General features: G+C 42.0%; 22 protein-coding genes, 6 pseudogenes and 1 riboswitch. Of the genes and pseudogenes, 24 read left to right on the forward strand and 4 right to left on the reverse strand.

The window, feature by feature from the left end:
• Positions 1-74: 74 nt before the first annotated feature.
• A complete protein-coding gene (locus ACESZG_RS04590) occupies positions 75-305 on the reverse strand; it encodes a helix-turn-helix domain-containing protein (protein WP_004843519.1) in 231 nt (76 codons plus the stop codon).
• Positions 306-476: 171 nt separating this feature from the next.
• Here ACESZG_RS04590 and ACESZG_RS04595 point away from each other — a divergent pair, with 171 nt between their 5' ends.
• The 7 genes and pseudogenes from ACESZG_RS04595 to ACESZG_RS04625 all read left to right on the forward strand — a co-directional run bounded on the left by ACESZG_RS04595 (position 477) and on the right by ACESZG_RS04625 (position 6866).
• Entirely contained in the window at positions 477-1106 is a 630-nt protein-coding gene (locus tag ACESZG_RS04595) for a helix-turn-helix domain-containing protein (protein WP_072522125.1), read from the forward strand.
• Between the two features lie 86 nt (positions 1107-1192).
• Positions 1193-2487, forward strand: a pseudogene (locus ACESZG_RS04600) (tyrosine-type recombinase/integrase).
• Between the two features lie 243 nt (positions 2488-2730).
• Complete coding sequence (locus ACESZG_RS04605) at positions 2731-3168, forward strand: radical SAM mobile pair system MarR family transcriptional regulator (RefSeq protein ID WP_008704238.1); 438 nt, start codon at positions 2731-2733, stop codon at positions 3166-3168.
• On the forward strand, positions 3165-3854 hold the full coding sequence (locus ACESZG_RS04610) for a radical SAM mobile pair protein A (RefSeq protein ID WP_008704237.1): 690 nt from the start codon (positions 3165-3167) through the stop codon (positions 3852-3854). The genes ACESZG_RS04605 and ACESZG_RS04610 overlap by 4 nt, the downstream gene beginning before the upstream one ends.
• Positions 3842-4750: a radical SAM mobile pair protein B gene (locus ACESZG_RS04615; RefSeq protein ID WP_118759675.1), complete on the forward strand. Its 909-nt coding sequence runs from the start codon at positions 3842-3844 to the stop codon at positions 4748-4750. The genes ACESZG_RS04610 and ACESZG_RS04615 overlap by 13 nt, the downstream gene beginning before the upstream one ends.
• Positions 4751-4941: 191 nt before the next feature.
• A pseudogene (locus ACESZG_RS04620) lies at positions 4942-5886 on the forward strand (ABC-three component system middle component 6); the annotation flags it as partial.
• A 428-nt stretch (positions 5887-6314) separates the two neighbouring features.
• Positions 6315-6866 (forward strand): prolyl-tRNA synthetase associated domain-containing protein, encoded by a 552-nt coding sequence (locus ACESZG_RS04625; RefSeq protein WP_118568899.1) that lies wholly within the window; start codon positions 6315-6317, stop codon positions 6864-6866.
• 389 nt (positions 6867-7255) lie between these two features.
• Here ACESZG_RS04625 and ACESZG_RS04630 read toward each other — a convergent pair.
• A pseudogene (locus ACESZG_RS04630) lies at positions 7256-7441 on the reverse strand (small, acid-soluble spore protein, alpha/beta type); the annotation flags it as partial.
• A 289-nt stretch (positions 7442-7730) separates the two neighbouring features.
• Between ACESZG_RS04630 and ACESZG_RS04635 the strand changes: the two are divergent.
• The 4 genes from ACESZG_RS04635 (at position 7731) to ACESZG_RS04650 (ending at position 9986) form a co-directional block, all read left to right on the forward strand.
• Positions 7731-8126: a methylglyoxal synthase gene (locus tag ACESZG_RS04635; protein WP_008702973.1), complete on the forward strand. Its 396-nt coding sequence runs from the start codon at positions 7731-7733 to the stop codon at positions 8124-8126.
• On the forward strand, positions 8123-8674 hold the full coding sequence (rsmD, locus tag ACESZG_RS04640) for a 16S rRNA (guanine(966)-N(2))-methyltransferase RsmD (protein ID WP_020993877.1): 552 nt from the start codon (positions 8123-8125) through the stop codon (positions 8672-8674). The genes ACESZG_RS04635 and rsmD overlap by 4 nt, the downstream gene beginning before the upstream one ends.
• A 126-nt stretch (positions 8675-8800) precedes the next feature.
• Positions 8801-9295, forward strand: a complete 495-nt coding sequence (gene coaD / locus ACESZG_RS04645) for a pantetheine-phosphate adenylyltransferase (protein ID WP_055058006.1) — start codon at positions 8801-8803, stop codon at positions 9293-9295.
• Between the two features lie 58 nt (positions 9296-9353).
• Positions 9354-9986, forward strand: a complete 633-nt coding sequence (locus ACESZG_RS04650) for a hypothetical protein (protein ID WP_008702979.1) — start codon at positions 9354-9356, stop codon at positions 9984-9986.
• Positions 9987-10093: 107 nt separating this feature from the next.
• Here ACESZG_RS04650 and ACESZG_RS04655 read toward each other — a convergent pair whose 3' ends face one another.
• Complete coding sequence (locus ACESZG_RS04655) at positions 10094-11020, reverse strand: hypothetical protein (RefSeq protein ID WP_055058007.1); 927 nt, start codon at positions 11018-11020, stop codon at positions 10094-10096.
• Positions 11021-11189: 169 nt separating this feature from the next.
• Here ACESZG_RS04655 and ACESZG_RS04660 point away from each other — a divergent pair, with 169 nt between their 5' ends.
• From ACESZG_RS04660 to ACESZG_RS04690, 7 genes are all read left to right on the forward strand, one after another.
• On the forward strand, positions 11190-12641 hold the full coding sequence (locus ACESZG_RS04660; protein ID WP_020993878.1) for an aminoacyl-histidine dipeptidase: 1452 nt from the start codon (positions 11190-11192) through the stop codon (positions 12639-12641).
• Positions 12642-12991: 350 nt separating this feature from the next.
• Entirely contained in the window at positions 12992-13804 is an 813-nt protein-coding gene (locus ACESZG_RS04665; protein ID WP_025576989.1) for a GTP pyrophosphokinase family protein, read from the forward strand.
• Between the two features lie 102 nt (positions 13805-13906).
• Entirely contained in the window at positions 13907-15853 is a 1947-nt protein-coding gene (locus ACESZG_RS04670) for a YgiQ family radical SAM protein (protein WP_025576990.1), read from the forward strand.
• Complete coding sequence (locus ACESZG_RS04675) at positions 15850-16503, forward strand: hypothetical protein (protein WP_008702984.1); 654 nt, start codon at positions 15850-15852, stop codon at positions 16501-16503. Before ACESZG_RS04670 ends, ACESZG_RS04675 begins: the two co-directional genes overlap by 4 nt.
• An 81-nt stretch (positions 16504-16584) precedes the next feature.
• Positions 16585-17610, forward strand: a complete 1026-nt coding sequence (locus ACESZG_RS04680; protein WP_173704242.1) for an RluA family pseudouridine synthase — start codon at positions 16585-16587, stop codon at positions 17608-17610.
• On the forward strand, positions 17534-18094 hold the full coding sequence (gene lepB, locus ACESZG_RS04685) for a signal peptidase I (RefSeq protein ID WP_008702987.1): 561 nt from the start codon (positions 17534-17536) through the stop codon (positions 18092-18094). Before ACESZG_RS04680 ends, lepB begins: the two co-directional genes overlap by 77 nt.
• 25 nt (positions 18095-18119) lie before the next feature.
• Positions 18120-18653, forward strand: a complete 534-nt coding sequence (locus ACESZG_RS04690) for a Holliday junction resolvase RecU (protein WP_120062353.1) — start codon at positions 18120-18122, stop codon at positions 18651-18653.
• 167 nt (positions 18654-18820) lie between these two features.
• On the opposite strand, the pseudogene ACESZG_RS04695 reads toward ACESZG_RS04690, so the two are convergent.
• Positions 18821-18952 (reverse strand): annotated as a pseudogene (locus ACESZG_RS04695) (DUF6783 domain-containing protein).
• Here ACESZG_RS04695 and ACESZG_RS04700 point away from each other — a divergent pair.
• The 6 genes and pseudogenes from ACESZG_RS04700 to hisI form a co-directional block, all read left to right on the forward strand.
• Positions 18902-19027, forward strand: a pseudogene (locus ACESZG_RS04700) (DUF6783 domain-containing protein); the annotation flags it as partial. The pseudogenes ACESZG_RS04695 and ACESZG_RS04700 overlap by 51 nt on opposite strands.
• A gap of 642 nt (positions 19028-19669) precedes the next feature.
• Entirely contained in the window at positions 19670-20788 is a 1119-nt protein-coding gene (hisZ, locus tag ACESZG_RS04705; RefSeq protein ID WP_118341748.1) for an ATP phosphoribosyltransferase regulatory subunit, read from the forward strand.
• A gap of 3 nt (positions 20789-20791) precedes the next feature.
• Positions 20792-21439 (forward strand): ATP phosphoribosyltransferase, encoded by a 648-nt coding sequence (gene hisG, locus ACESZG_RS04710; RefSeq protein WP_008702990.1) that lies wholly within the window; start codon positions 20792-20794, stop codon positions 21437-21439.
• A gap of 2 nt (positions 21440-21441) precedes the next feature.
• Positions 21442-22746, forward strand: a complete 1305-nt coding sequence (gene hisD / locus ACESZG_RS04715; RefSeq protein ID WP_008702991.1) for a histidinol dehydrogenase — start codon at positions 21442-21444, stop codon at positions 22744-22746.
• A 107-nt stretch (positions 22747-22853) separates the two neighbouring features.
• The gene (hisB, locus tag ACESZG_RS04720; RefSeq protein WP_373217664.1) at positions 22854-23441 is read left to right on the forward strand and encodes an imidazoleglycerol-phosphate dehydratase HisB; all 588 of its coding nucleotides are present in this window, start codon (positions 22854-22856) and stop codon (positions 23439-23441) included.
• Between the two features lie 78 nt (positions 23442-23519).
• Positions 23520-23846, forward strand: a pseudogene (gene hisI, locus ACESZG_RS04725) (phosphoribosyl-AMP cyclohydrolase); the annotation flags it as partial.
• Positions 23847-24039: 193 nt separating this feature from the next.
• Positions 24040-24217: riboswitch (cobalamin riboswitch) on the forward strand.
• The last annotated feature ends 105 nt before the right edge of the window (positions 24218-24322 follow it).

Genomic DNA, 24322 nt, shown 5'->3' on the forward strand with positions numbered 1-24322 from the left:
AATCTTCTTGCGTGTAGGTATATCATGGCTTCGGTCTGATAGAACCTTTGGCGGTTTCTTCGGAAGCCGCCTTTTTAATTTGCCGCAGTTCTTGTTACGGCTTTTACATTTCCTCTATCCCTCAAATCACGACCTTCATTAGCTTCCATAAACATTTCCAGAATATCGGTTTTAATCAGGACTTTGCGACCAACCTTTAATACTGGAAGTTTCTTCCATTCTACAAGCTGTCTTAAGGTATTTCTGCCGATTCCCGTATAGTCAGCAGCTTCTTCGATGGATAATGCAATTTTTCTTTGCGTCATATAATCACCTCCTTATAAATTGCATTATGCAATTCTTGTGATGTAAGTATATCCTTTCCAAATCTTTTTGTCAAGCGTTACGAAATATTAAAAATAATTTTTATATTGCATATTGCAATTTCGGAAAAACAATGCTATAATTCATACATACCGAAAAAGGAGGCAGTCAGCATGAAAGATAAAGAACTACGCAAGCTGATAGGCAGCAGAGTAAAACAGCGCCGTCTGGAATTGAATCTGACACAGCCTTATGTCGCAGAAAAGATGGGGGTTACCGCTTCTACAATCCTGCGTTATGAGAATGGTTCGATTGACAATACGAAAAAAATGGTGCTGGAAGGTCTTTCGGAAGCACTCCATGTATCTGTGGAATGGCTCAAAGGGGAAACAGATGAATATGAAACCGACATTACGGATAAGAGAGAGTTACAGATTCGTGATGCGATGGGAGATATTCTGGAACAGTTACCGCTTGCCCTTACCAAAGAAGAAGATGCTTTTTCAAAAGATTTATTACTGCTGATGTTAAAACAATATGGTCTGTTTTTGGATTCCTTCCAGTTCGCCTGCAAAAACTTCAAGGGAAATGCTGGTCAGACGGATATTGCCAAAACAATAGGGTTTGAATCGAATGATGAATATAATGAGATTATGTTCTTAAGGGAAATCACTCCTACCATCAATGCTTTTAATGAGATGGCAGACATTGTAAGGCTCTATTCCAAGAAACAAAAAACAGCAGAACAAAGGCTTGCAAATCTTTTATCAGAAGTCTTATACGAAGATTCCGAATCGGTATAGTAAGACAACCGGAGTTATGATATACTTACACGCACGAAGCATTTCATCAGTTCCGATTGTCTAATATCGAAAGGAGACATACGATTATGGCAAAAGGATCTGTAAGAAAAAAGGAAAGAAATGGTACTACCGCTTCTATGTAGAGGACGCAAGCGGCAATCTTGTTCAGAAAGAATGCGTTGGAACAGAAAGCAAAAGTGGAACTGAAAAGCTGCTCCGTCAGGCAATGGATGATTATGAGAAAAAGAAATTTGTTGCCAAAGCGGAAAATCTCACAGTCGGACAACTTCTGGATGTGTGGGCAGAGGAGGAATTAAAAACAGGTACGCTCAGCAATGGTACGGTGGAGAATTACCTCGGAACAATCCGAAATATTAAGAAACACCCATTGGCAGAACGTAAACTGAAAAATGTAACCTCTGAACATTTGCAATCTTTCTTCGATTTGCTTTCCTTCGGGGGAGTTCATCCCGATGGAAAAGAGAGAAAGGGTTACAGCAAAGATTACATCCATTCTTTTTCCGCAGTCATGCAGCAATCATTCCGCTTTGCAGTATTTCCAAAGCAGTATATTACGTTCAATCCTATGCAGTATATTAAACTGCGGTATCAGACGGATGAAGTGGATTTGTTTTCTGATGAGGATATGGACGGAAATGTCCAACCAATTTCACGAGAAGATTATGAAAGACTGCTTGCTTATCTGCAAAAAAAGAACCCAGCCGCAATACTTCCAATCCAGATAGCCTATTATGCCGGGCTTCGTATTGGAGAAGCCTGTGGTTTGGCATGGCAGGACGTAAATCTGGAAGAACAATGCCTTACCATAAGACGCAGCATCCGATATGATGGCTCAAAGCGCAAATATATCATCGGACCAACCAAGCGGAAAAAAGTAAGGGTTGTTGATTTTGGAGATACACTGGTAGAGATTTTCCGTAATGCCCGGAAAGAGCAGTTAAAAAATCGAATGCAGTATGGAGAACTTTATCACACGAACTACTACAAAGAGGTCAAAGAGAAAAACAGAGTGTACTACGAATATTATTGCTTAGACAGAACGCAGGAAGTCCCGGCAGATTATAAAGAAATTTCTTTTGTCTGCTTAAGACCGGATGGTTGTCTGGAACTTCCGACTACTTTGGGGACGGTATGCAGAAAGGTGGCAAAAGCATTAGAGGGATTTGAAGGCTTTCATTTCCACCAGTTACGTCACACCTATACAAGCAACCTTTTAGCAAATGGAGCAGCCCCAAAAGATGTACAGGAATTGTTGGGACACTCAGATGTCAGTACCACAATGAATGTCTATGCTCACTCCACAAGAGATGCGAAACGAAAATCGGTTCGGCTTCTTGATAAAGTGGTAGGTAATGACTAAAAAAATTCCCTTATTTCCCTTGTGATTATCTCATAAGGGCAAAAATAAGGGAAACTACATATCATTTCACTAATGGACAGGCGGAAAAGCCTGTAAAATGGGGAAAGTTAGAGGAATAATTATATAAATTCCAGTTTGGAGAATTGAAAAAAAACGGAATTTACCTATTAAGACATATAAACTGTTGACAATAAAGCTCCTATATAGTATGTTTTTAATAAACTACTATATAGGAGCTTTTGCATGGAAATGAATGGAGGATTTCTTGTTACCAAAATAAAACAGCTTGGAGACCGGATTTTCGAGAAGATTCTCAGTGAAAAGAATATTGATGCGTTTAATGGAGCCCAGGGGCGTATTCTTTATGTGCTGTGGCAGAAGGATGGTATTTCAATCAGGTCACTCTCGACTAAATGCGGATTAGCGATAACATCTCTTACTACGATGCTGGAAAGAATGGAAAATCAAGGGCTGATAAGTCGTGTTCAGTCTGAAACGGACAAAAGGAAAACGCTCCTGTTTCTGACTGAGAAAGCACATGCCTTAAAGGGCGAGTACGATTCTGTATCTGATGAGATGGGCAGTATTTACTACAAAGGTTTTTCAGAGGAAGAAATTATCCGGTTTGAGGAATGCCTCGACCGCATCAGAAAGAATCTTGAGGAGTGGCAGAAGTCATGAGTATTTGTATCAAAGATCAGATTCAGAACATGAATATCGTCATTGGCTGCACAGTGGGGTGTACATATTGCTATGCCCGCAACAACGTGAAACGCTGGCATATGATTGATGATTTCGCTGACCCTGAATTCTTTCCGGGTAAGCTCAAGATGATGGAAAAGAAACGTCCGCAGAACTTTCTTCTTACCGGCATGAGCGATCTCTCTGGATGGAAGCCGGAATGGAGAGACGAGGTATTTGCAAAGATTCGTGAAAATCCACAGCATCAGTTCCTGTTCCTTACCAAGCGACCTGATTTGCTGGATTTTGATACCGATCTGGAAAACGCATGGTTTGGCGTTACGGTGACGAGGAAAGCAGAACGGTGGCGTATCGACGCCCTTCGGAAAAACGTCAGAGCAAAACATTACCATGTTACCTTTGAGCCGTTATTTGATGATCCCGGCACAGTTGACCTTTCCGGAATCAATTGGATCGTTGTCGGCACCATGACCGGAGCTCAGAGCAGGAAGATTCATACGGAGCCGGAATGGGCATGGTCTCTGACGGACCAGGCACATAAGCTCGGCATTCCGGTGTTTATGAAGGAAGACCTTGTCCCTATCATAGGGGATGAAAATATGATTCAGGAAATGCCGGAAGAATTTAATAAAGTGTTAGAGGTACAGAAATCATGGAAGAAGTAATAAATGGAATCCTCATTCGTGAGGTGGAAACAAAGAACATCATGACTAAGTCTAGTCTGCCGGTAGGCGGTTACTCGGTCAATCCCTATGTGGGCTGTACACATGCCTGCAAGTATTGCTATGCTTCTTTTATGAAGCGCTTTACCGGGCACAAGGAGGAATGGGGCACTTTCCTTGATGTGAAGCATTGGCCGGAAATTAAAAATCCGAAGAAATATGCCGGACAGCGGGTGGTCATCGGTTCTGTGACAGATGGCTACAATCCACAGGAGGAGCAATTCGGGAATACCAGAAAACTTCTGGAGCAGCTGATCGGCAGTGACGCAGATATTCTGATCTGCACAAAGTCGGATCTTGTGGTACGGGATATTGATCTGTTGAAGAAGCTTGGACGTGTAACCGTTTCATGGTCGATCAACACACTAGATGAAAATTTCAAGAACGATATGGATTCTGCTTCGAGCATTGAGCGCCGTATCGCTGCTATGAAGCAGGTATATGAAGCAGGTATCCGTACAGTCTGTTTCGTATCCCCGGTATTCCCCGGTATCACGAATTTTGAAGCAATCTTTGAGCGGGTAAAGGATCAGTGCGATCTGTTCTGGCTCGAAAATCTCAATCTTCGAGGCGGTTTCAAAAAGACAATTATGGATTATATCGCCGGAAAATATCCTGATCTTGTACCACTTTACGACGAGATCTATAACAAGCATAACCGCAGCTACTTTGAAGCACTTGAAGTAAAAGCTGAGAAAATGGCTAAGAAGTATGATTGTGCCTTTGTGGATAATGAAATGCCTTATGGCAGAGTCCCGCAGGGGCATCCGGTGATCGTAGATTATTTCTATCATGAGGAAATCCGTGGGACAGAGAATACCGGAAAAAGAAATCGCTAACTTCCAGTTTGCCGAACTGGCGAAATACAGAAAACAGCATAAGAATAATCAACAGGCAGGTAGTCTTATAACGAGACTGCCTGCCTTCTTTTATGCCTGCAAGTGCCATTTCTCAAGGGGGTGTTCAAATGAACCCCCTTTGAACACCCCTAGGGGAAACAAGGTTAAATTGTATCAAGTTCAGTGTTCCAACGAAAGCAGATCTGTGCGAGTATTATGTGAATCTGGAAGCGAATATTTTTGATACTTTTAAGGTTGAACCGTCCCTGATGACCGTCTTTGAACAGAGTCATACATGGGATGAACTGATACAGCATTTTGTGGATTCCTATGTTATGGAAACAGATAAGAAGGCGGTATCCGCTTTTTATGACCGTGATTATATTGCAGAAAGGCTGAAGGGGCTGGAAACTGAATTGTCTTTAGAGTGTCGAATCACTCTGAATGGAGAAGAACGATGGGTTCGCAATGTGATCATACGTGGAGAGATAGAGGATTCAGAATATGCCATGATTTTCTTGCGTGATATCACAGAGGCAAAGGTAGAGAGCGCACGGCATCTGCAGATGGCAGCAGATAATGCTTCCATGGAGCAGCTGATTCAGAGTATCGTACGTCTGGTTGACCGCTTTGTTGTCTGTGATCTGGAAAATGACAGATATGAGTCCTACAACCTGAATGGACAGATGATATATAAACCTCTGGGCTTTTATCATGATTTTCAGATGCAGGTTCTTGAAAGGTATAAGACACTGGAACCACTGGAAGCTATAGATATCCTGATAGCCCCGGATAATATTCGGAAAAAACTGAAAAGTGAAAATGATATTTATAAGTTTGAATATTGCAGCCTGGATGAAAAGACTTATAAAATCGCTTCTTATATTCCCTTGGAATGGAAGAATGGAAAGCTGGAAAAGGTATTGCTGGCATCCATGGATGTGACACAGGAGAAGAAAGCAGAGATTGAATCTCGTCAGGCACTGAAAGAGGCTTACCGGTCCGCAGAAAATGTAAATCGTGCGAAAACAGAATTCCTTTCCAATATGTCCCATGTTTTGTTATGTTTAGATTGGTTGTATCTTATAGATGCGGCAGAGGTCGATAAGAAAGGGCGCATAAACTTATGTATATAAACTACTACGGCTATTGAATAGCCGATTTTGTTAAACTCTTTGATATCCGGCAGTTCCATTGCTGTGAGTACCGTTTTATCCCCATGGAGGCTTTCTATGTAAGTATCTACAGCATTGTGGATAGGATGGGGGAATAATCCATGTCAGGATGCAGGGATGCTGGCAGTAGATGCAGTTGGATGAGATGTTGTTTCAGCGGATATATAGCGGGTACTGATGGGTACTATGGAGCATCACATGATATTCCTGCTGCGGATAAACCGGTTGGTATCATAAGGTGGGGAGAGCTGGAGTGCTGGTGATCTATTCCGCGGAGGTGGTAGAATGTACAGGATACCAGAAAAATATTCTGGATATTTGCTCTTCTGTTGACATTCCGCTTACAAAAGGATTACACTTTGATAAATGAAAAAAAGGAGAGTTATGAAATGAAATTACAAAAGGGAAGACCCGAAAATACAGATAACCGTCTGAACAAAGAAATCCGCGTCTATGATTTTTTAGACAAGCTAGGTATTCAATATCAGCGTATTGACCATGAGGCTGCTATGACTATGGAAGCCTGCGAAGAAATTGACCACGCCCTTGGCGACAACACCACGATCTGCAAAAATCTGTTCCTGTGCAATCGTCAGGAGACGGATTTTTATCTTCTTCTGATGCCTGGTGATAAACCGTTTAAGACAAAAGATCTCTCTGCGCAGATCCATTCCGCCAGATTATCTTTTGCCAAACCGGAATATATGGAGAAATATCTTGATATCACCCCTGGATCCGTCAGTGTATTGGGACTGATGAATGATTCTGAGAAGAAAGTACAGCTTCTTATTGATGAAGACGTCATGAAGGAGCCATACTTCGGCTGTCATCCCTGTATTAATACCTCGAGTCTCAAATTCACAACTGAAGATCTGATGCAGAAAATTATTCCAGCACTGGAGCATGAGCCTGTCACAGTGACTCTGCCGGTTCCGGAATAAGGAAAATACATAACCAAAGACACAAGAAAGCCCTCAGCTATAGATTTTGTCTATATCTGAGGGCTTTCTGAATATGGACTATTTTAAAATGCCATAATCCTGCATGAATTCCTGCTATCCTTGATACTCCAATCGCATTAGACTCACGCACTGCGTCCAGACGATTACATATGATCACTCTGGGACAGCGAACACCAAGTTCCGGTTCCGGAAATGTCGGAGAATCTTATCATAAGACCGGCCGAGAATAAAGGCTATAATACAATTATTTCGGGGGTTATATGTCTCGGGATAGTGGTGCGTAAACAGTAACAAATACCTGGGAATGTTGTTCTGTAGTTGACAATGACTCTGGGAATGATATAAAATATAGAATTGAAATTCAGCGGTTGTTCTGATACTATTTTCTTGACCATATAACCTCCGACAGAACCATTCTGTTTAGAAGTCAGGTTACCGTTGTACCCGTCTGTAAGCGGTACGCCTAATTCATTTGCAACCTCGAATTTGAAACGGTCTAACGCACCTTTTGCTTCCGGTACAGCTGTCTGGTTAGAAGATTTTGTGTTTGACATATCAATTTCCTCCTTGGTTGTTGTTTTCTTTTGAAAGTGTTTTTGTGTTGCAATGCTAGTATATGAAGATGCAGAAATAATACACTGGAAGTTTTCGCATGGACAGGAAGAGCATGGAAACAGGAAAACTTGCATGATGACTGTAAGAAAAATATTAATAAATTATGAATTATGTATATTTTTTAAGTTTTAATTGCGTTTTATTTAGTGCTTTGTTATAATTACAGTTAGGATTGTGGATAAAAGATAAAATCCGCAAAATAAATAGGAGAAACGGAGAGGAGAAACTATGAACTTAGGTATAATCGCACATAACAGTAAAAAAGTACTGATAGAAGATTTCTGCATCGCTTATAAGAATATACTTGCCAAACATGAGGTCTATGCCACAGGTACAACCGGACGGAGAATAGAAGAAGCGACAAGCCTTCATGTGCATAAATTCCTTGCCGGCAGTATTGGTGGAGACAAGCAGTTTATGGAGATGGTAGAGCGTCAGGATCTTGATATGGTCATTCTGTTCTACAATCCGGTCATGATTGATCCTAAAGAACCGGATATCACAAGCATCGTGAGAAGATGCGACCAGTACAATATTCCTGTAGCGACAAATATTGCCACAGCAGAACTTCTTATTTTAGGGCTTGCAAGAGGAGACCTGGATTGGAGACTGAATCTGAAATGAGAGTGATCGCAGGTAAAGCCAGAAGGCTTAATTTGAAAACAATTCCGGGGATAGACACAAGACCTACTACTGACAGAATCAAAGAAACATTATTTAATATACTTCAGCCGGAGCTTTTGGAATGCCGTTTCCTGGATCTTTTTTCCGGAAGTGGCGGGATCGGAATCGAAGCTCTGAGCAGAGGAGCTTCTTATGCAGTGTTTGTGGAGAAGAATCCAAAAGCTGCTGCATGCATCAGAGAAAATCTTGCATTTACAAAACTGGCAGAAGATGGTAAACTGCTGAACATGGACGTGTTGCAGGCATTGCGTTCCCTTGAGGGAAAAGGTGTTTTTGACATTATTTTTATGGATCCCCCATATAATAATGAACTGGAAAGACAGGTGCTGGAATATCTGAAAGACAGCACAGTTGCAGATAAGAATACACTTATTATTGTGGAAGCGGATCTTCAGACGGATTTCAGTTATGTGGAATCTCTCGGTTACAGGCAGCTGCGTTCGAAAGAGTATAAAACAAATAAGCATGTATTTTTAGAACGTGCATAATTAACTATAATAATTTCAGAATGAATACATTGCTTCCTGAAATTATCATAAGATTGCTGCCTGCAGGCAGCATTCGTGTTGTTATGCATATGTGTATGTGCCAGAGGAAAGAGAGAGTAAAAATAAATGAAAATAGCAGTATATCCCGGCAGCTTTGATCCGGCTACCTATGGACATCTTGATGTGATCCGGAGAGCAGCAGTTTCTTTTGACAAAGTGATAGTGGGCGTTTTACATAATTCTTCAAAAAGTCCGTTGTTTTCTGTGCAGGAACGTGTTAATATATTAGAAAAGGCGACTCAGGACGTTCCTAATGTCGAGGTAAAACCATTTGAGGGATTGTCTGTGAATTTTGCCAGAGAGAATCACGCTCAGGTGATCATACGTGGACTTCGTGCAGTTACAGATTTTGAGTATGAGCTCCAGATGGCTCAGACCAATCGTGTACTTGCACCGGATGTAGATACTGTATTTCTGACTACAAGTCTGGAATATGCATACCTGAGTTCTACAATATTGAAGGAAGTTGCACATTTTGGAGGCGACCTGAGTAAGTTTGCACCGGCCGAGATAACGGATGCAGTTATTGAGAAGATTCGTCTTACAGCAGACAACAAATAAGTTATTGTTCACATAGAGCGTACAGTAACAGAAATAGAAAATAAGGAGTGTATATACTATGAGCAGCAGAATTGAACAGATTATCGGTGAGATTGAGGAATATGTGGACAGCTGTAAATTCCAGCCACTGTCAACTACTAAGATTGTGGTAAATAAAGAAGAAATTGAGGAACTTCTGAGAGAACTCCGCCTGAAAACTCCGGATGAGATTAAACGTTATCAGAAGATCATTAACAATAAGGACGCTATCCTTGAGGATGCTCAGACTAAGGCAGATGCACTGATCGCAGATGCACAGGCAAGAGCACAGGAACTGGTAACACAGCATGAGATTATGCAGAAAGCATATGCACAGGCAAATGATACGATCAATGCAGCTAACAAACAGGCACAGGAGATTCTGGATTCTGCAACACAGGATGCAAACAGCATTCGTCTCAGCGCGATCACCTATACAGATGATATGATGGCCAATATTGGCAGTGTGCTTAATACAACATTAGAGGATGCAGGTGTGAAATACAAAACATTTATTGATTCCCTGCAGAGCTGTCTTGATGTTGTAAACCACAATCGTCAGGAACTTGCACCTCAGACAGCACAGGCTGCAGCAATTACAGGCTCTTATCATGATAATGACGGAGCGAAAGATGATGATGACGATCTGTTAGATGATCTGGGAGAGAACTAAAAATAAATCAGTTATAAATATAGAAGATGAGAAAACAAGGGGCAGGAAAATTTCCTGCCCTGATTTTGTATAATGAAATGATGACAGTTCCCGGAAAGAATTTATTTTCACAGATAGGAAATCAGACAGTAAAGAATACTTGCTGTAAGGAATGTGCAGATACACTTGGAAATAAAATAAGGCAGAATGCTGAGGTCATGGTGGAGAACACCTTTTGTCTGAGCAAGGATGCACAGACCGCCGGATGCGGTGGCTGCAGCGGACAAAAGTATACGAGTCATGTATGGCAGTCCGGAAACTGAAATAAGAGAAAGTCCGGAAGTGATCTCTGTAAATCCGAGCAGCAGGTATTGATAGAGAAGTGGAAAAGGCGCATAATATCTGATACATCCTGCCAGAATGGAGAACAATAGAATATATCCTCCGAGACGTGTAATGGTTTCAAAACCGTTCATTATAGAAAAATCAAGTATATTTTTTCGAGAAGAAATCTCGGGTGAAAATCCTGGGGAATCTGAGATGGTGGCATTTTGGTACACAAAAAAACGAAAGAACAGCATACATATCAGATTTGCTGAAAAAATACTCGCAAAGACCATGCCGGCAGGTACTGTATCCTTAAGACAGGACTTACAGAGATAGGTAATGATAAAGGCAGGGCTTGGATTGTTGCAGAAGGTGGTGAGATAAAGAGCTTCTTTTTTGCTGATTTTATGTAATCCATACAGATCAGAGGCAAGTTTGGCTCCCAGAGGATAACCACACAGCATTCCGAGAACGAAAACATAACCACCCCAGATGCTGACACCCGGAAAAATATGAAAGAATGATTCAAATGGCAGGAGAAGTTTCCGGATATGACCGGTATGTGTAAGCATTCCTGTGAGAATAATAAATGGGAGAAGCGTTGGGATTAATGTATTCAGCCACAGAGTCATTCCGGCTCTGGCACAGGACAGACTTTCAGCAGGATGCAGCAGAAGAAAGACAAGAAGAAAACAAATACCACCGGTGAGTATGGTGTTTTTGGACATACAACAACCTCTTTGCAATTGTTTGCCATTCTTTATAAAATTTATATGGCGCAGAATGAAAATAAATGCTATAGTATTTGGGTAAAATATATCTGGAAAATTTGTCGTATATCGGGAAAACAATGGTATATTATAAGACAAATGTGTGATTTTTGGAGGTAATATAATTATGGCAGTTTTAGAGAATTGTGAACCCAAAAGAGTGTTCCATTATTTTGAGGAGATATGCAAAATTCCTCATGGCTCAGGAAATACAAAGCAGATCAGTGACTATCTGGTTCAGTTTGCAAAGGATCATGATCTGAAATATGTTCAGGATGAGATGAATAATGTGGTTATTTATAAACCGGGCACAGCGGGATACGAGAATGCTCCTGTAGTGATCATTCAGGGACATATGGATATGGTATGTGAGAAACGTCCGGATGTAGAGCATGATTTTACAAAAGACGGATTAAATCTTTCTGTAGAAGGTGACTATGTATCTGCAAACGGAACAACCCTTGGTGGTGATGACGGAATTGCTGTTGCTTATGGCCTTGCACTTCTGGAAAGTGATACAATTGCTCATCCGCCGCTTGAGGTGTTTATTACTGTAGATGAGGAAATCGGTCTTCTGGGTGCAGTTGGATTTGACTGCAGTGTATTAAAAGGAAGAAGATTTATCAATCTGGATTCTGAAGCAGAAGGAAGCCTCTGGATCAGCTGTGCAGGCGGACTTTCCGGAGTCAGCCATATTCCAGTGACAAGACTGGATGCAGAGGGAGAGAAGCTGACAGTTAAGATCAGCGGACTGATGGGCGGTCATTCCGGAGCTGAGATTGACAAGAATCGTGCAAACGCAAATTCTCTTCTCGGAAAATTTCTCCATGGTCTGGATGAGAAAACAGATTTTGAACTGATCAGTGTGCAGGGCGGACAGAAAGATAATGCCATTACAAGGGAGGCTACAGCAGAAATCCTTGTTCTTGAAGAAAATGTAGATGCTGTCAGAGAATATGCGGCTTCTGTGCAGGGAGCATGGAGAGAAGAGTATGCAGGAACTGATGAGGGTATCACAGTAACTGTTGAAGATGAGGGAAAACAGGAAGTAAGGGTTCTTCATCCCACAAGTAAAGAAAAAGTAATTTTCTTCCTTGTAAATGTACCTTATGGTGTTCAGAAAATGAGCGGAACGATCAAAGGACTGGTAGAGACTTCTACGAATATTGGTATTCTGAAGACTTCTGAGAATGAGGTAATGGGAAGTTCCAGTATCAGAAGTTCTGTGGAGACAGCCAGAGATTCCCTTTCTGACAAGATTGCCTATCTGACGGAGTTCCTTGGCGGAGAGTATGAGAGACAGGGCGTTTATCCTGCGTGGGAGTATCGCAAGGATTCACCGCTTCGTGATAAGATGGTGGAAGTATATGAGGAAATGTATGGACAGAAACCGAATGTGGTGGCAATCCATGCAGGACTTGAGTGTGGACTTTTCTATAAGAAGATGGAAGGACTTGACTGTGTGTCTCTGGGACCTGATATGAAGGATATTCATACGTCTGAAGAGGTGCTTAGTATTTCTTCTACAGAGAGAGTCTGGAAGTATCTGGTGAAAGTTCTGGAGGCTCTTAAAGAGTGATGTTGGAAGCATCCCTGTTGCGCTTTGGCGGCAGGGGTGCTTTTTTGAATGTTCTATATGTCCGGTGCTTTGCATATACTGTATCAGAATGCGGAACTAGGCATTTGTTACTGTTCACTCCGTTCTCAGTAACATAGCCAAAATTCATTCCAGATTGCCTGCGGCAATGGAATTTTGGCTTGTATGTCTCGGGATTTTGGCATATTCATGCCAAAACACCTCGCGGGATAGTGGTGTGTGAACAGTAACAAGCATTTCTAAAAAAAACAGAAACTATTCATATTAGCGAGATATTTTTCAAAATCTATGCTATAATAACAAAATGTATGAAATGCAAGGAGCGAGTGAAAATGGAAATACAGTTATGGAGAAGCATTTTGTGCCCGTATGAACTGGCTGTGAGAGAGCTGGAAGTGAAATTCAATCACATTATTGATGAATGTAAAGAGAATGATGTTTACTGCCCGATTGAGCAGGTGGAGGGCAGGGTTAAGAGCGTGAGCAGTATTCTTGAGAAAATGCAGCGCAAGCATATTCCTATGGAGAGAATGGAAGAAGAACTGGAGGATATTGCCGGTGTTCGTATTATCTGCCAGTTTGAGGAGGATATAGAGACGGTTGCTTCCCTGATTCAGAAGAGAAGCGATATGGTTATAAAGAGTGAGAAGAATTATCTGAAGCATATTAAACAGAGTGGTTACAGAAGTTATCATCTGATTATTTATTATACAGTGGATACGATCAAAGGGCCAAAGAAGCTGCAGGCGGAGATACAGATCCGTACAATGGCTATGAACTTCTGGGCGACGATTGAGCATTCCCTGCAATATAAATATAAAGGGGATATGCCGGAGCATGTGGCAGAACGTCTGAGCAAGGCAGCAGATGCCATTAATGCTCTTGACCATGAGATGTCTTCTGTGCGGAATGAGATTATGGATGCACAGAATTCGTCACAGATGCAGTCTAATCTGGTGAAGGATATTCTGATCAACATTGAAAATCTATACAAGATTGCAAATAAGCGGGAGATTATGAAGATTCAGGATGAGTTCCTGAGAGTATTTAAAACAAAAGATCTTCAGCAGCTGAAGCGGTTCCACAGACAGCTTGATATTATATCCGAAGGATACCGGGCACAGGCAGTGTATCATCATGTCTGATTATTATCCGGAAATGATAATTTGAAAGGTTTGCTGCAGATGTAGAACTGTGTGGCGGATGATCGTATCCGCATGACTATAATACATACGAGGAAAATATAAATGCAGGATTTTTTACCGGTAACAAAGAAAGAAATGAAACAGAGAGGGTGGGAGCAGGTAGATTTTGCCTATATTACAGGTGATGCCTACGTGGACCATCCTTCCTTTGGTACTGCGATCATCAGCAGACTGTTGGAGAGTCGTGGGTATAAAGTGGGGATCATTCCTCAGCCTGACTGGAGAAAGAAGGAGAGTATTCAGGTATTTGGAGAGCCTCGACTGGGATTTCTGGTATCTGCGGGAAATATGGACTCTATGGTAAATCACTATACAGTCTCTAAAAAGCACAGGCAGAAAGATTCCTATTCACCGGGAGGCCAGATGGGACTTCGTCCTGACCGCGCGGTGATCGTGTACAGCAATCTGATCCGTCAGACTTATAAAAAGACACCCATTATCCTAGGTGGGATTGAAGCCAGCCTGAGACGACTGGCACATTATGATTATTGGGAGAATAAAGTAAAACACAGTGTACTCCTTGATTCCGGGGCAGATATGATTTCCTATGGAATGGGTGAGCATTCGATCATAGAGATTGCAGATGCGCTGGCGAGTGGACTGCCGGTAGAGGAACTTACCTATATTGCAGGAACTGTATTTAAGTGCAGGGATTTGTCGAGAGTTTATGATCCGATTATTCTTCCTTCTTATGAGGAAGTAAAAGTAAATAAGAAGGTTTATGCAGACAGCTTTGCCATTCAGTATCAGAATACAGATCCATTCAGCGCCAGACCAATGGCAGAATCTTATGGGACAAAGGGATATATTATACAGAATCCTCCTGCTCTGCCCCTGACGCAGGAGGAAATGGATGATGTATATGCCCTGCCTTATACGGAGAAAGTTCATCCCATGTATGAGAAGCTGGGCGGAATTCCAGCACTGGAAGAAATCAAGTTCAGCCTGACAAGCAACAGAGGGTGCTTTGGCGGCTGTAATTTCTGCGCCCTGACTTTTCATCAGGGAAGAATTCTTCAGACCAGAAGTCATGAGTCTCTGATCGAAGAAGCTACCAGAATGACAAATGATCCTGAATTCAAGGGTTATATTCACGATGTGGGTGGTCCCACAGCAGATTTCAGACAACCATCTTGTCAGAAACAGCTCACGAAAGGGGTCTGCAAGAATAAGCAGTGCCTGTTTCCCACGCCATGCAAAAACCTGACTGTAGATCATTCGGATTACGTTTCTCTGCTTCGGAAGCTGCGGAAGATCCCGGGAGTGAAGAAGGTATTCATCCGCTCCGGTGTACGCTTTGATTATGTGGTGGCAGACAGGGACAAGACTTTTTTGCGTGAACTGGTGGAACATCACGTAAGCGGGCAGTTGCGTGTGGCACCGGAACATGTGTCTGATCAGGTTCTGAAGTATATGGGAAAACCAAGTCACAGCGTCTATCAGCAGTTTCTTAAGGAATATGATGCGGCAAACAGGCAAACAGGAAAGCAGCAGTATGCTGTCCCGTATTTCATGTCCTCCCATCCGGGATGTACCATGAAAGAGGCAGTAAAACTTGCGGAATATGTCCGGGATCTTGGCTTTACCCCGGAACAGGTACAGGATTTCTATCCAACCCCGTCTACTCTTTCTACCTGTATGTACTATACGGGAATCCATCCTCTTACAGGTGAGAAGGTATATGTTCCGAAGAACCCCCATGAAAAAGCAATACAGAGAGCTTTGATGCAGTACAAGAATCCTGCAAACAGAGAACTGGTGCTGGAAGGCCTCAAAATGACCGGAAGAATGGACCTGGTAGGTTACGGCCCTAAATGTTTGATCCGGCCGCTTCGAGAGAATCATGGAGGCCAACAGCATACTCAGGGCAGTAGTCGGAATGCGAAAAACAGCAGAAATAGCAAAAATAACAAAAACAGTTCAGCATCTGCAAAGAAGAATACTATCAGAAATATACATAAGAAAAATTCCAGAGGAGGACGTAAGTGACAGAAAAGAAAAACAGAAATAAAAAACAAAGTAAAGCAAAAACATCTTCAAAAGTATCCAAAGGGAATTTCGGATATTTCAGAAGTGAAAAAAGACGCCGCCTGATCATCACTGCAATTCTTTTTGCAGTACCCTTATTCATCTTTTTTACATCCTGGTTCTATTTTAAGACAAGAATGACTGTCTGGACAGTTGTAACTGTAGTCGGCTGTCTTCCGGCATGTAAATCCATGGTGAATCTGATCATGATCCTGAAATGCAGACCAATGGATGCCGGATTATATCAGAAAATCCATGAGCATCAGGGCAGTCTGGATATGGCATATGAACTTTACATGACTTTTTATGAAAAAAGTGCCTATATTGATGCAGCAGCAGTATGCGGAAATACAGTAGTGGCTTACAGCAGTGATCCGAAAATCGATGCATCTTTCATGGAAACCAATTCCCAGAAGATCATCCGTAAAAACGGTTATAAAGTGACGGTGAAAATTTTTACAGATCTCCGTCCGTTCTTAGAACGTCTTGATTCCATGAACGATCACAGAGAAAGTCTGGAAGAAGGAATCAAATTTACCCCGGACGAAAAATATCCGGATCTTTCCAGAAACGAACTGATCCGACAGACCATTCTGGCATTGTGTCTGTAGTCGCCGGAATTCAATTACAAAATATATCTATAGCAATGTGTTATTTCGGAGTTTGGTATAATTATACAGGAACAATTAAATATGAAAGAATTTATTATAGAAGAAAATGAAGCGGGCCAGCGCTTTGATAAATATCTGGCCAAGCTTCTCAGAGAAGCACCTAAAAGTTTTTTTTACAAAATGCTCCGCAAAAAGAACATCACTCTAAATGGAAAGAAAGCCACAGGAAACGAAAAACTTCTCAAAGGCGACACCATCAAACTGTTTCTGAGTGATGAAACTTTCGATAAATTTGCAGGAAGCAGTCAGGCAGCAAGAGCATACTGCGAACTGGATATTGTTTACGAGGATCCTGATATCATTATCATCAATAAACCGGCAGGGATGCTTTCACAGCCGGCAGATGACGGGGAACCGTCCCTTGTAGAATACCTGACCGGCTACCTTTTAAAGAAAGGTGACCTTACAGAAGAACAGCTCAAAACCTTCAGACCTTCTGTATGTAACCGACTTGACCGTAATACCAGCGGAATGGTCTGTGCAGGGAAAAGTCTTGCCGGTCTGCAGTTTCTGTCCAGGATATTCCACGACAGAACACTTCACAAATACTACATCTGCCTCACAAAAGGCAAAATAGAAAAACCGGATCATATCAGGGGTTATCTGCACAAAGATAAAAAAACAAACAAAGTAATCGTAAGCAGACAGGAATTCAAAGATTTCCTGCCGATTGAAACGAAATATCGTCCTCTTGGCAGCAACGGAAAAATAACTCTTCTGGAAGTTGAGCTGATCACAGGCCGTACTCACCAGATTCGTGCTCACCTTGCAGGAACAGGACATCCATTGCTTGGAGACACCAAATACGGAGATTCTGAATTTAATAAGCAATACATCCGCCATGGAGTCAGGCATCAGCTTCTCCATGCATACAGGTTAGTAATTCCGGAGACAGACAAGACCTTTGTGGCGCCGGCACCGGAGCTTTTCTGTAAAATCATCAAAGAGGAAAATCTTGAGGAGGCTTATCATGAGAATCTGGAAAGAAATATGGGATTATGCAAAAATGATCATCATAGTAGTAGTGATCGTAACGCTTGTGAATAGCGTAGTACTGATCAATGCCAAAATTCCTTCCGAATCAATGGAAAAAACCATTATGACAGGAGACCGTATTTTCGGATTCCGCCTTGCATATGGACTCAATCTGGATTTCTTCGGACATGAAATATCAAAAAAAATAAAAGATCCGGAACGCTTTGACATTGTTATTTTCAAATACCCGGATGACGAAAGCAAGCTTTTCATCAAACGAGTCATCGGACTTCCGGGAGAAAAAGTACAGATTAAGGACGGCAAAGTCTATATCAATGATTCAGAGATTCCTCTGGATGACAGTTTCGTTCCGGAAAAACCAAGGGGCAGCTTTGGCCCGTATGAAGTTCCCGAAAACAGCTATTTCGTCCTGGGTGATAACCGCAATCATTCCAAAGACTCCCGTTGCTGGAAAAGCACCAGTTTTGTGACCTTTGATGAGATTGTCGGAAAGGCAGTTATCAGGTATTATCCGTCGGTAAAATTATTGAAGTAGAAAATAAAATTTACGGAGAAATAAAGTGGCAACATGGAACAGCAGAGGTTTGCGGGGATCCACTCTGGAGGATCTTGTAAATCGTACAAATGAACAATACAGAGAAAAGGGACTGGCACTTATCCAGAAAATTCCCACTCCGATCACACCTGTCCGTATGGATAAGGAAAACCGTCATATTACGCTGGCATATTTCGAGCAACGAAGCACTGTAGACTATATCGGAGCAGTACAGGGCATCCCTGTCTGCTTTGATGCCAAAGAATGTGCGGCGGATACTTTTCCGCTTGCGAATATCCATCCTCATCAGGTGGAATTTATGCAGGCATTTGAAAAGCAGGGAGGGGTGGCTTTTTTTCTTATATTCTACAGCCATGAAAACCAGTTCTATTACCTTACACTGCGCAGTCTCCTTACTTTCTGGAACCGGATGCAGGAAGGCGGCCGCAAGAGCTTTCGGCGCGAAGAGCTGGAATCTCAGTATTATTTGAATAAAAAAAGCGGGTTTCTTGTGCCCTTTCTGGATGGGATTCAGATTGATCTTGATGAGAGGGAATAGAAGAGGGACGCGCAGAAATTTATTTTATTTCCGGTGCGGTTTCGGCATCTAAGAGTTTCTAAGGCAAAAAAATCTGCTAAAAGCATGAGCCGTCTTCTCAAACTCGCTCCGTCGCCGACTTCGCTCAGACAGTGAAAAAGCCGGCTCATAACGCAGATTTTTTTTGCCTAAGAAACTCTAGAGTGTGTCTGAAAAATCATTCCCGCAATCTGCACGCCCCACTTTGCGGGATATTTCACCCGAATTCAGTTGCCGTAGCCCGCTACGGCGCCCTCATCCGGGCAAAATATCCCACAAATTGTGACGCACATCTTGCAGAAAGCCTTTTTCAGACACGCTCTAAGATACCTGCAAATGCACCGGAAATAAAATAAATTTCTGCGCTGTGTATTGGCAGTAACCATGAAGAAATCAACTTGTTGGCATACTATAGCAAGCCTCTTATAATGTATATTGAATCAGTTCATCAGAGCGTAAAATCCTGCGTCAGATATCCTTGACGTGCATCAGCACGCCTGTAGGTATCTTCCTTGTCTTTCGCACTCGGCTGAACTGTCTTAAATGCATTAGTTAATAGACTTGCTATAGCCATCATAATCTTCCACATTGCGAAAACCAGCTCGGAAACATATTGTATTTGAGGTGCATTTGCAGGTGTCTTAGAGATTCTTAGTTTTCAGGAAATCTGCGTTATGAGAAGAAAAGCCCCTTGTCTGAGCGACAGCGAGTAATTCCGGGCTTTTCTTCTCATGGTTTTAGCAGATTTTCTGAAGACTTAGAAACTCTTAGGTACCGAAACCGCACCTCAAATACAATATGTTTCTGAGCGTCCCTCTGAATACACATAATGAACAGACAAAACAACAATATAATACATTAACTGTACTTGACATTTTTTTGAAAACCTATTATAATTCTATCTAGTTTCACATTACTTTAGTAACACGTTACTATACTAAAGTAAATATAAAGTAATAATAAAAAGAATCACAACATAACCAAGAGGAGGACCACCCATGCAGCGTATTTTCCACACCCCTGAAGGTGTAAGAGACATCTACAACGGCGAATGCAGCCAGAAAAGAAAGGTACAGGAGAAAATCCATCGCGTCTTCCACCAGTATGGCTATGAAGACATAGAAACCCCGACATTCGAATACTTTGAAGTATTCAGCCGCGAAGTAGGAACCATCCCATCCAAAGAACTTTATAAATTCTTTGACAGAGAAGGCAATACCCTGGTACTCAGACCTGACTTCACCCCGTCTGTATCCAGAGCCTGTGCAACCTACTTTTCCCCGGACAAAGAACCTGTAAGCCTCTGCTACACAGGAAACACATTTATTAATAACACCAGCTACAGAGGACATCTCAAAGAAACCACACAGATGGGAGTAGAACGGATCGGTGATGAATCCGCAGATGCAGATGCAGAACTTCTTGCCATGACAGTGGAATGCCTTCTGGCAGCAGGTCTTACAGAATTTCAGGTCAGTGTCGGACAGGTAGATTACTTCAAATCCTTATTAAAAGAAGCCGAACTCGGTCCGGAAGCAGAAGAACGTCTTCGTGTTTTGATCTCGCAGAAAAATTCTTTCGGAGTAGAAGAGTTTGTAGAAGAACAGAAACTCAAAGACAGTATGCAGAAAGCCTTTACTGAAATCCCACAGATGTTTGGTTCAGAAGAAGTCTTAAAGAAAGCCAGAAGTCTGACAAACAACGCCTGCGCACTGGAAGCAGTTTCCAGACTGGAAGAAATCTATGAGATTATGAAAAACTACGGATATGAAAAGTATATCTCTTTCGATTTTGGAATGCTTAGTAAATATCAGTACTATACAGGTATCATTTTTCAGGCATACACCTATGGAACCGGCGAGCCAATGATCAAGGGCGGTCGTTACAATGGCCTGATGAAACACTTCGGTAAACCGGCGGCCTCTATCGGATTTGCGATTGAAGTAGACAATCTTCTTCTTGCACTTTCCAGCCAGAAACTGCTCTCTGAGAAAGAAGAGAAGCCGGAAGTGATCGAATATGAGCCACAGGATCGTGCACAGGCGATCAAAGAAGCACAGAAACTTCGCGCAGAAGGCAAATGTGTGGCATTACGTTTGAAAAAGGAGGCCAGATAAGCCATGAGATACCTGACAGTTGCCCTGACCAAAGGCAGACTTGCCAACAAAACAATGGAAATGTTTGAGAAAGCAGGAATCACCTGCGAAGAAATGAAAGATAAAGATTCCCGTAAACTGATCTTTACCAATGAAGAACTGAAGATGAAATTCTTCCTTGCAAAAGGGCCGGATGTTCCTACCTATGTAGAGTATGGTGCGGCAGATATCGGAATTGTGGGAAAGGATACGATCCTGGAGGAAGGCCGTAAGCTTTATGAAGTGATGGATCTTGGATTTGGAAAATGTAAGATGTGTGTCTGCGGACCGGAGAGTGCCAGAGAAGTTCTGGAGAACAACCAGCTGATCCGTGTGGCGACTAAATATCCAAATATTGCCAAGGATTACTTCTTTAACAGAAAACACCAGACAGTAGATTTGATCAAATTAAACGGTTCCATTGAACTGGCACCCATCGTTGGTCTGTCTGAAGTGATCGTAGATATTGTGGAGACCGGAAGTACACTGAAGGAAAACGGACTGAAGGTGCTGGAAGAGGTCTGCCCGCTGTCTGCCAGAATGGTAGTCAATCAGGTGAGCATGAAGATGGAAAATGAGAGAATCCGTAAACTTATTGAAGACTTAAGAAGAGTTCTTCAGGAGGAGATGTAAAGATGCGTACAGTAAAATTAACAAAAGAATCAACAAAGGATATTCTTGAGAATCTGCTGAAAAGAAGCCCGAATAACTATGGGAAATTTGAATCCACAGTAGCTCAGATCCTTGATAAAGTAAAAAATGAAGGGGACGCAGCCCTTTTTGCTTATACAAAAGAATTTGACAAAGCTGATGTGACAAAAGAGACTATCCGCGTCACAGATGCAGAAATTGAAGAGGCTTATGCGCAGATTGATCCTGCACTTCTTGGAGTGATCCGCAAAGCTCTGGTCAATATCCGTCAGTATCATGAAAAACAGATCCAGAACAGCTGGTTTACAAGCACAACAGATGGAACTATGCTTGGACAGAAAGTAACACCGTTAAATCGTGTGGGTGTCTATGTACCCGGTGGAAAAGCAGTTTATCCGTCTTCTGTACTGATGAATATTGTACCTGCGAAAGTGGCAGGAGTCCCGCATATTGTTATGACAACACCGCCCGGAAAGGATGGCAAAGTATGCGCTTCCACACTGGTAGCAGCCAAAGAAGCAGGAGCAGATGAGATTTATAAGGTGGGTGGTGCACAGGCGATCGGTGCCCTTGCTTTCGGAACAGAGAGTATTCCGAAGGTAGACAAGATCGTAGGTCCCGGAAACATTTTCGTAGCTCTTGCAAAGAAAGCAGTATATGGCTATGTAAGCATTGACTCCATTGCAGGACCGAGTGAGATCCTTGTTCTTGCAGATGAGACAGCTAATCCGCATTTTGTGGCAGCTGACCTTCTTTCCCAGGCAGAGCATGATGAACTGGCATGTGCTATCCTGATCACTACAAGTGAGGAATTTGCGAAGAAAGTAGATGAAGAAGTAAAAGGTTTCGTGGAGGTTCTTTCCAGAAAAGAAATCATTCAGAAGTCTCTTGATAACTTTGGATACATTCTGATCGCAGAGGATATGGACGAGGCGATTGAGGCAGCCAATGAAATCGCTCCGGAACATATGGAGATCGTGACAGCCAATCCCTTTGAAGATATGATGAAAGTGAAGAATGCAGGTGCGATCTTTATCGGAGAGTACAGTTCCGAGCCACTGGGAGATTATTTTGCAGGTCCGAACCATGTACTTCCTACAAACGGAACAGCCAAATTTTTCTCAGCCCTTTCCGTAGATGATTTCATCAAGAAATCAAGTATTGTATATTACTCAAAATCCGCACTGCGTAATATACACAAAGATATCATTCAGTTTGCAACTTCTGAGCAGCTTACTGCACATGCAAATTCTATTGCAGTTCGTTTTGAGGATGAAGATAAAGAATAATGGTAAGGCTTTGAATCTGAAATCTGCTATAATGTAAACTGTAGTTTGCGCATTAAAACAATGGATTCAGAGTGTTTGAAAATAAGTAAGACAGAGAGGACTTAACCATGGCAAGAGAAGCCTCAGCAGAAAGAAATACAAAAGAAACAGAAATCAAATTAAAAATAAATCTGGATGGAACCGGATATTCTGATATTGAGACAGGTGTGGGATTTTTTAACCATATGCTGGATGGATTTACCCGTCATGGGCTCTTTGATCTCAGTGTCAGAGTCCATGGTGATCTTCAGGTGGATGACCATCACACCATCGAGGATACAGGAATTGTTCTGGGAACTGCATTAAAAGAAGCAATTGGTGACAAAAAGGGGATTAAGCGCTATGGAAGCTGCATCCTTCCCATGGATGAATCCCTGGTGCTCTGTGCGATCGATCTGTCCGGAAGACCTTACTTTGTATGGGATGCAGAGTTTACCACAGACAGGATCGGTGACATGTCTACGGAAATGGTAAAAGAGTTCTTCTATGCCATTTCCTATGCCTGTGGCATGAATCTTCATATCAGGGTTCTGGCAGGTGGGAATAATCACCATGTAGCAGAAGCAATGTTCAAAAGTTTTGCCAAAGCACTGGACGCAGCCACATCCTATGATCCAAGGATCACAGATATTCTGTCTACCAAGGGCAGTTTGTAAAATTTGAAAATTTACGAAATGATTTATGGCAATCAATAAATTAGATGGAGACAGAAAATGGAAAATACAGTGAATTTAAAAAGCAGCATCGCATGGTCTGATTTTAAATTAAACAGTGATGGAATGGTACCTGTTATAGCCCAGGATTATCAGACAAACGAAGTGCTGATGCTGGCGTATATGAATGAAGAAGCATTTAATACCACTCTTGAAACAGGTAAAATGACTTACTGGAGCAGAAGCCGCAATGAACTCTGGACGAAGGGACTCACATCCGGACATCTCCAGTTTGTAAAATCCCTTACACTGGATTGCGACAATGATACGATCCTTGCTAAAGTAGAGCAGATCGGTGCAGCCTGCCATACCGGAAACAGAACCTGTTTTTTCAAAACCCTGACAGAAGTGTAATGAATAACGCGATAATATACAAGCCAAAATTCCATTGCCGCAGGCAATCTGGAATGAATTTTGGCTACGTTACTGTGAACGGAGTGAACAGTAACACTAATGCCAAACATTAAAGGAAAATATACACGAATTGTATTGACATTTTTGGTAAAATGTGATAAAAAAAGAATATCCGAATTGAATATGTGCAATGTTATAACGCAAAGGTTGCATCGTACTTGATGCGCAAAAGAGAATCCGGTGAGAATCCGGAGCGATACCGTCACTGTGTATGGGAGCTGCTTTTCAGAAACCACTGGGAAACCGGGAAGGGAGAAACAGCGATGATCGAAGTCAGGAGAACTGCCTTGGCGTAGAATTTAAGGTCTGCGGTATACAGAACCTGTATTCTCATAACGATACATAGCTCTTTTATTAAATGAATCAGACAGAATCGGAAATTACAGATATATCTGGTACATATAAACCAT

Source organism: Blautia sp. Marseille-P2398 (assembly GCF_964240315.1).
In the GTDB taxonomy this organism is placed as follows: domain Bacteria; phylum Bacillota; class Clostridia; order Lachnospirales; family Lachnospiraceae; genus Blautia_A; species Blautia_A wexlerae.

What these genes read in the sequence shown, in the direction of transcription:
- ACESZG_RS04590 (WP_004843519.1), bottom strand. Translation starts at nt 305, where the DNA reads ATGACGCAAAGAAAAATTGCATTATCCATCGAAGAAGCTGCTGACTAT.
- ACESZG_RS04595 (WP_072522125.1), top strand. Translation starts at nt 477, where the DNA reads ATGAAAGATAAAGAACTACGCAAGCTGATAGGCAGCAGAGTAAAACAG.
- ACESZG_RS04605 (WP_008704238.1), top strand. Translation starts at nt 2,731, where the DNA reads ATGGAAATGAATGGAGGATTTCTTGTTACCAAAATAAAACAGCTTGGA.
- ACESZG_RS04610 (WP_008704237.1), top strand. Translation starts at nt 3,165, where the DNA reads ATGAGTATTTGTATCAAAGATCAGATTCAGAACATGAATATCGTCATT.
- ACESZG_RS04615 (WP_118759675.1), top strand. Translation starts at nt 3,842, where the DNA reads ATGGAAGAAGTAATAAATGGAATCCTCATTCGTGAGGTGGAAACAAAG.
- ACESZG_RS04625 (WP_118568899.1), top strand. Translation starts at nt 6,315, where the DNA reads ATGAAATTACAAAAGGGAAGACCCGAAAATACAGATAACCGTCTGAAC.
- ACESZG_RS04635 (WP_008702973.1), top strand. Translation starts at nt 7,731, where the DNA reads ATGAACTTAGGTATAATCGCACATAACAGTAAAAAAGTACTGATAGAA.
- rsmD (WP_020993877.1), top strand. Translation starts at nt 8,123, where the DNA reads ATGAGAGTGATCGCAGGTAAAGCCAGAAGGCTTAATTTGAAAACAATT.
- coaD (WP_055058006.1), top strand. Translation starts at nt 8,801, where the DNA reads ATGAAAATAGCAGTATATCCCGGCAGCTTTGATCCGGCTACCTATGGA.
- ACESZG_RS04650 (WP_008702979.1), top strand. Translation starts at nt 9,354, where the DNA reads ATGAGCAGCAGAATTGAACAGATTATCGGTGAGATTGAGGAATATGTG.
- ACESZG_RS04655 (WP_055058007.1), bottom strand. Translation starts at nt 11,020, where the DNA reads ATGTCCAAAAACACCATACTCACCGGTGGTATTTGTTTTCTTCTTGTC.
- ACESZG_RS04660 (WP_020993878.1), top strand. Translation starts at nt 11,190, where the DNA reads ATGGCAGTTTTAGAGAATTGTGAACCCAAAAGAGTGTTCCATTATTTT.
- ACESZG_RS04665 (WP_025576989.1), top strand. Translation starts at nt 12,992, where the DNA reads ATGGAAATACAGTTATGGAGAAGCATTTTGTGCCCGTATGAACTGGCT.
- ACESZG_RS04670 (WP_025576990.1), top strand. Translation starts at nt 13,907, where the DNA reads ATGCAGGATTTTTTACCGGTAACAAAGAAAGAAATGAAACAGAGAGGG.
- ACESZG_RS04680 (WP_173704242.1), top strand. Translation starts at nt 16,585, where the DNA reads ATGAAAGAATTTATTATAGAAGAAAATGAAGCGGGCCAGCGCTTTGAT.
- lepB (WP_008702987.1), top strand. Translation starts at nt 17,534, where the DNA reads ATGAGAATCTGGAAAGAAATATGGGATTATGCAAAAATGATCATCATA.
- hisZ (WP_118341748.1), top strand. Translation starts at nt 19,670, where the DNA reads ATGCAGCGTATTTTCCACACCCCTGAAGGTGTAAGAGACATCTACAAC.
- hisG (WP_008702990.1), top strand. Translation starts at nt 20,792, where the DNA reads ATGAGATACCTGACAGTTGCCCTGACCAAAGGCAGACTTGCCAACAAA.
- hisD (WP_008702991.1), top strand. Translation starts at nt 21,442, where the DNA reads ATGCGTACAGTAAAATTAACAAAAGAATCAACAAAGGATATTCTTGAG.
- hisB (WP_373217664.1), top strand. Translation starts at nt 22,854, where the DNA reads ATGGCAAGAGAAGCCTCAGCAGAAAGAAATACAAAAGAAACAGAAATC.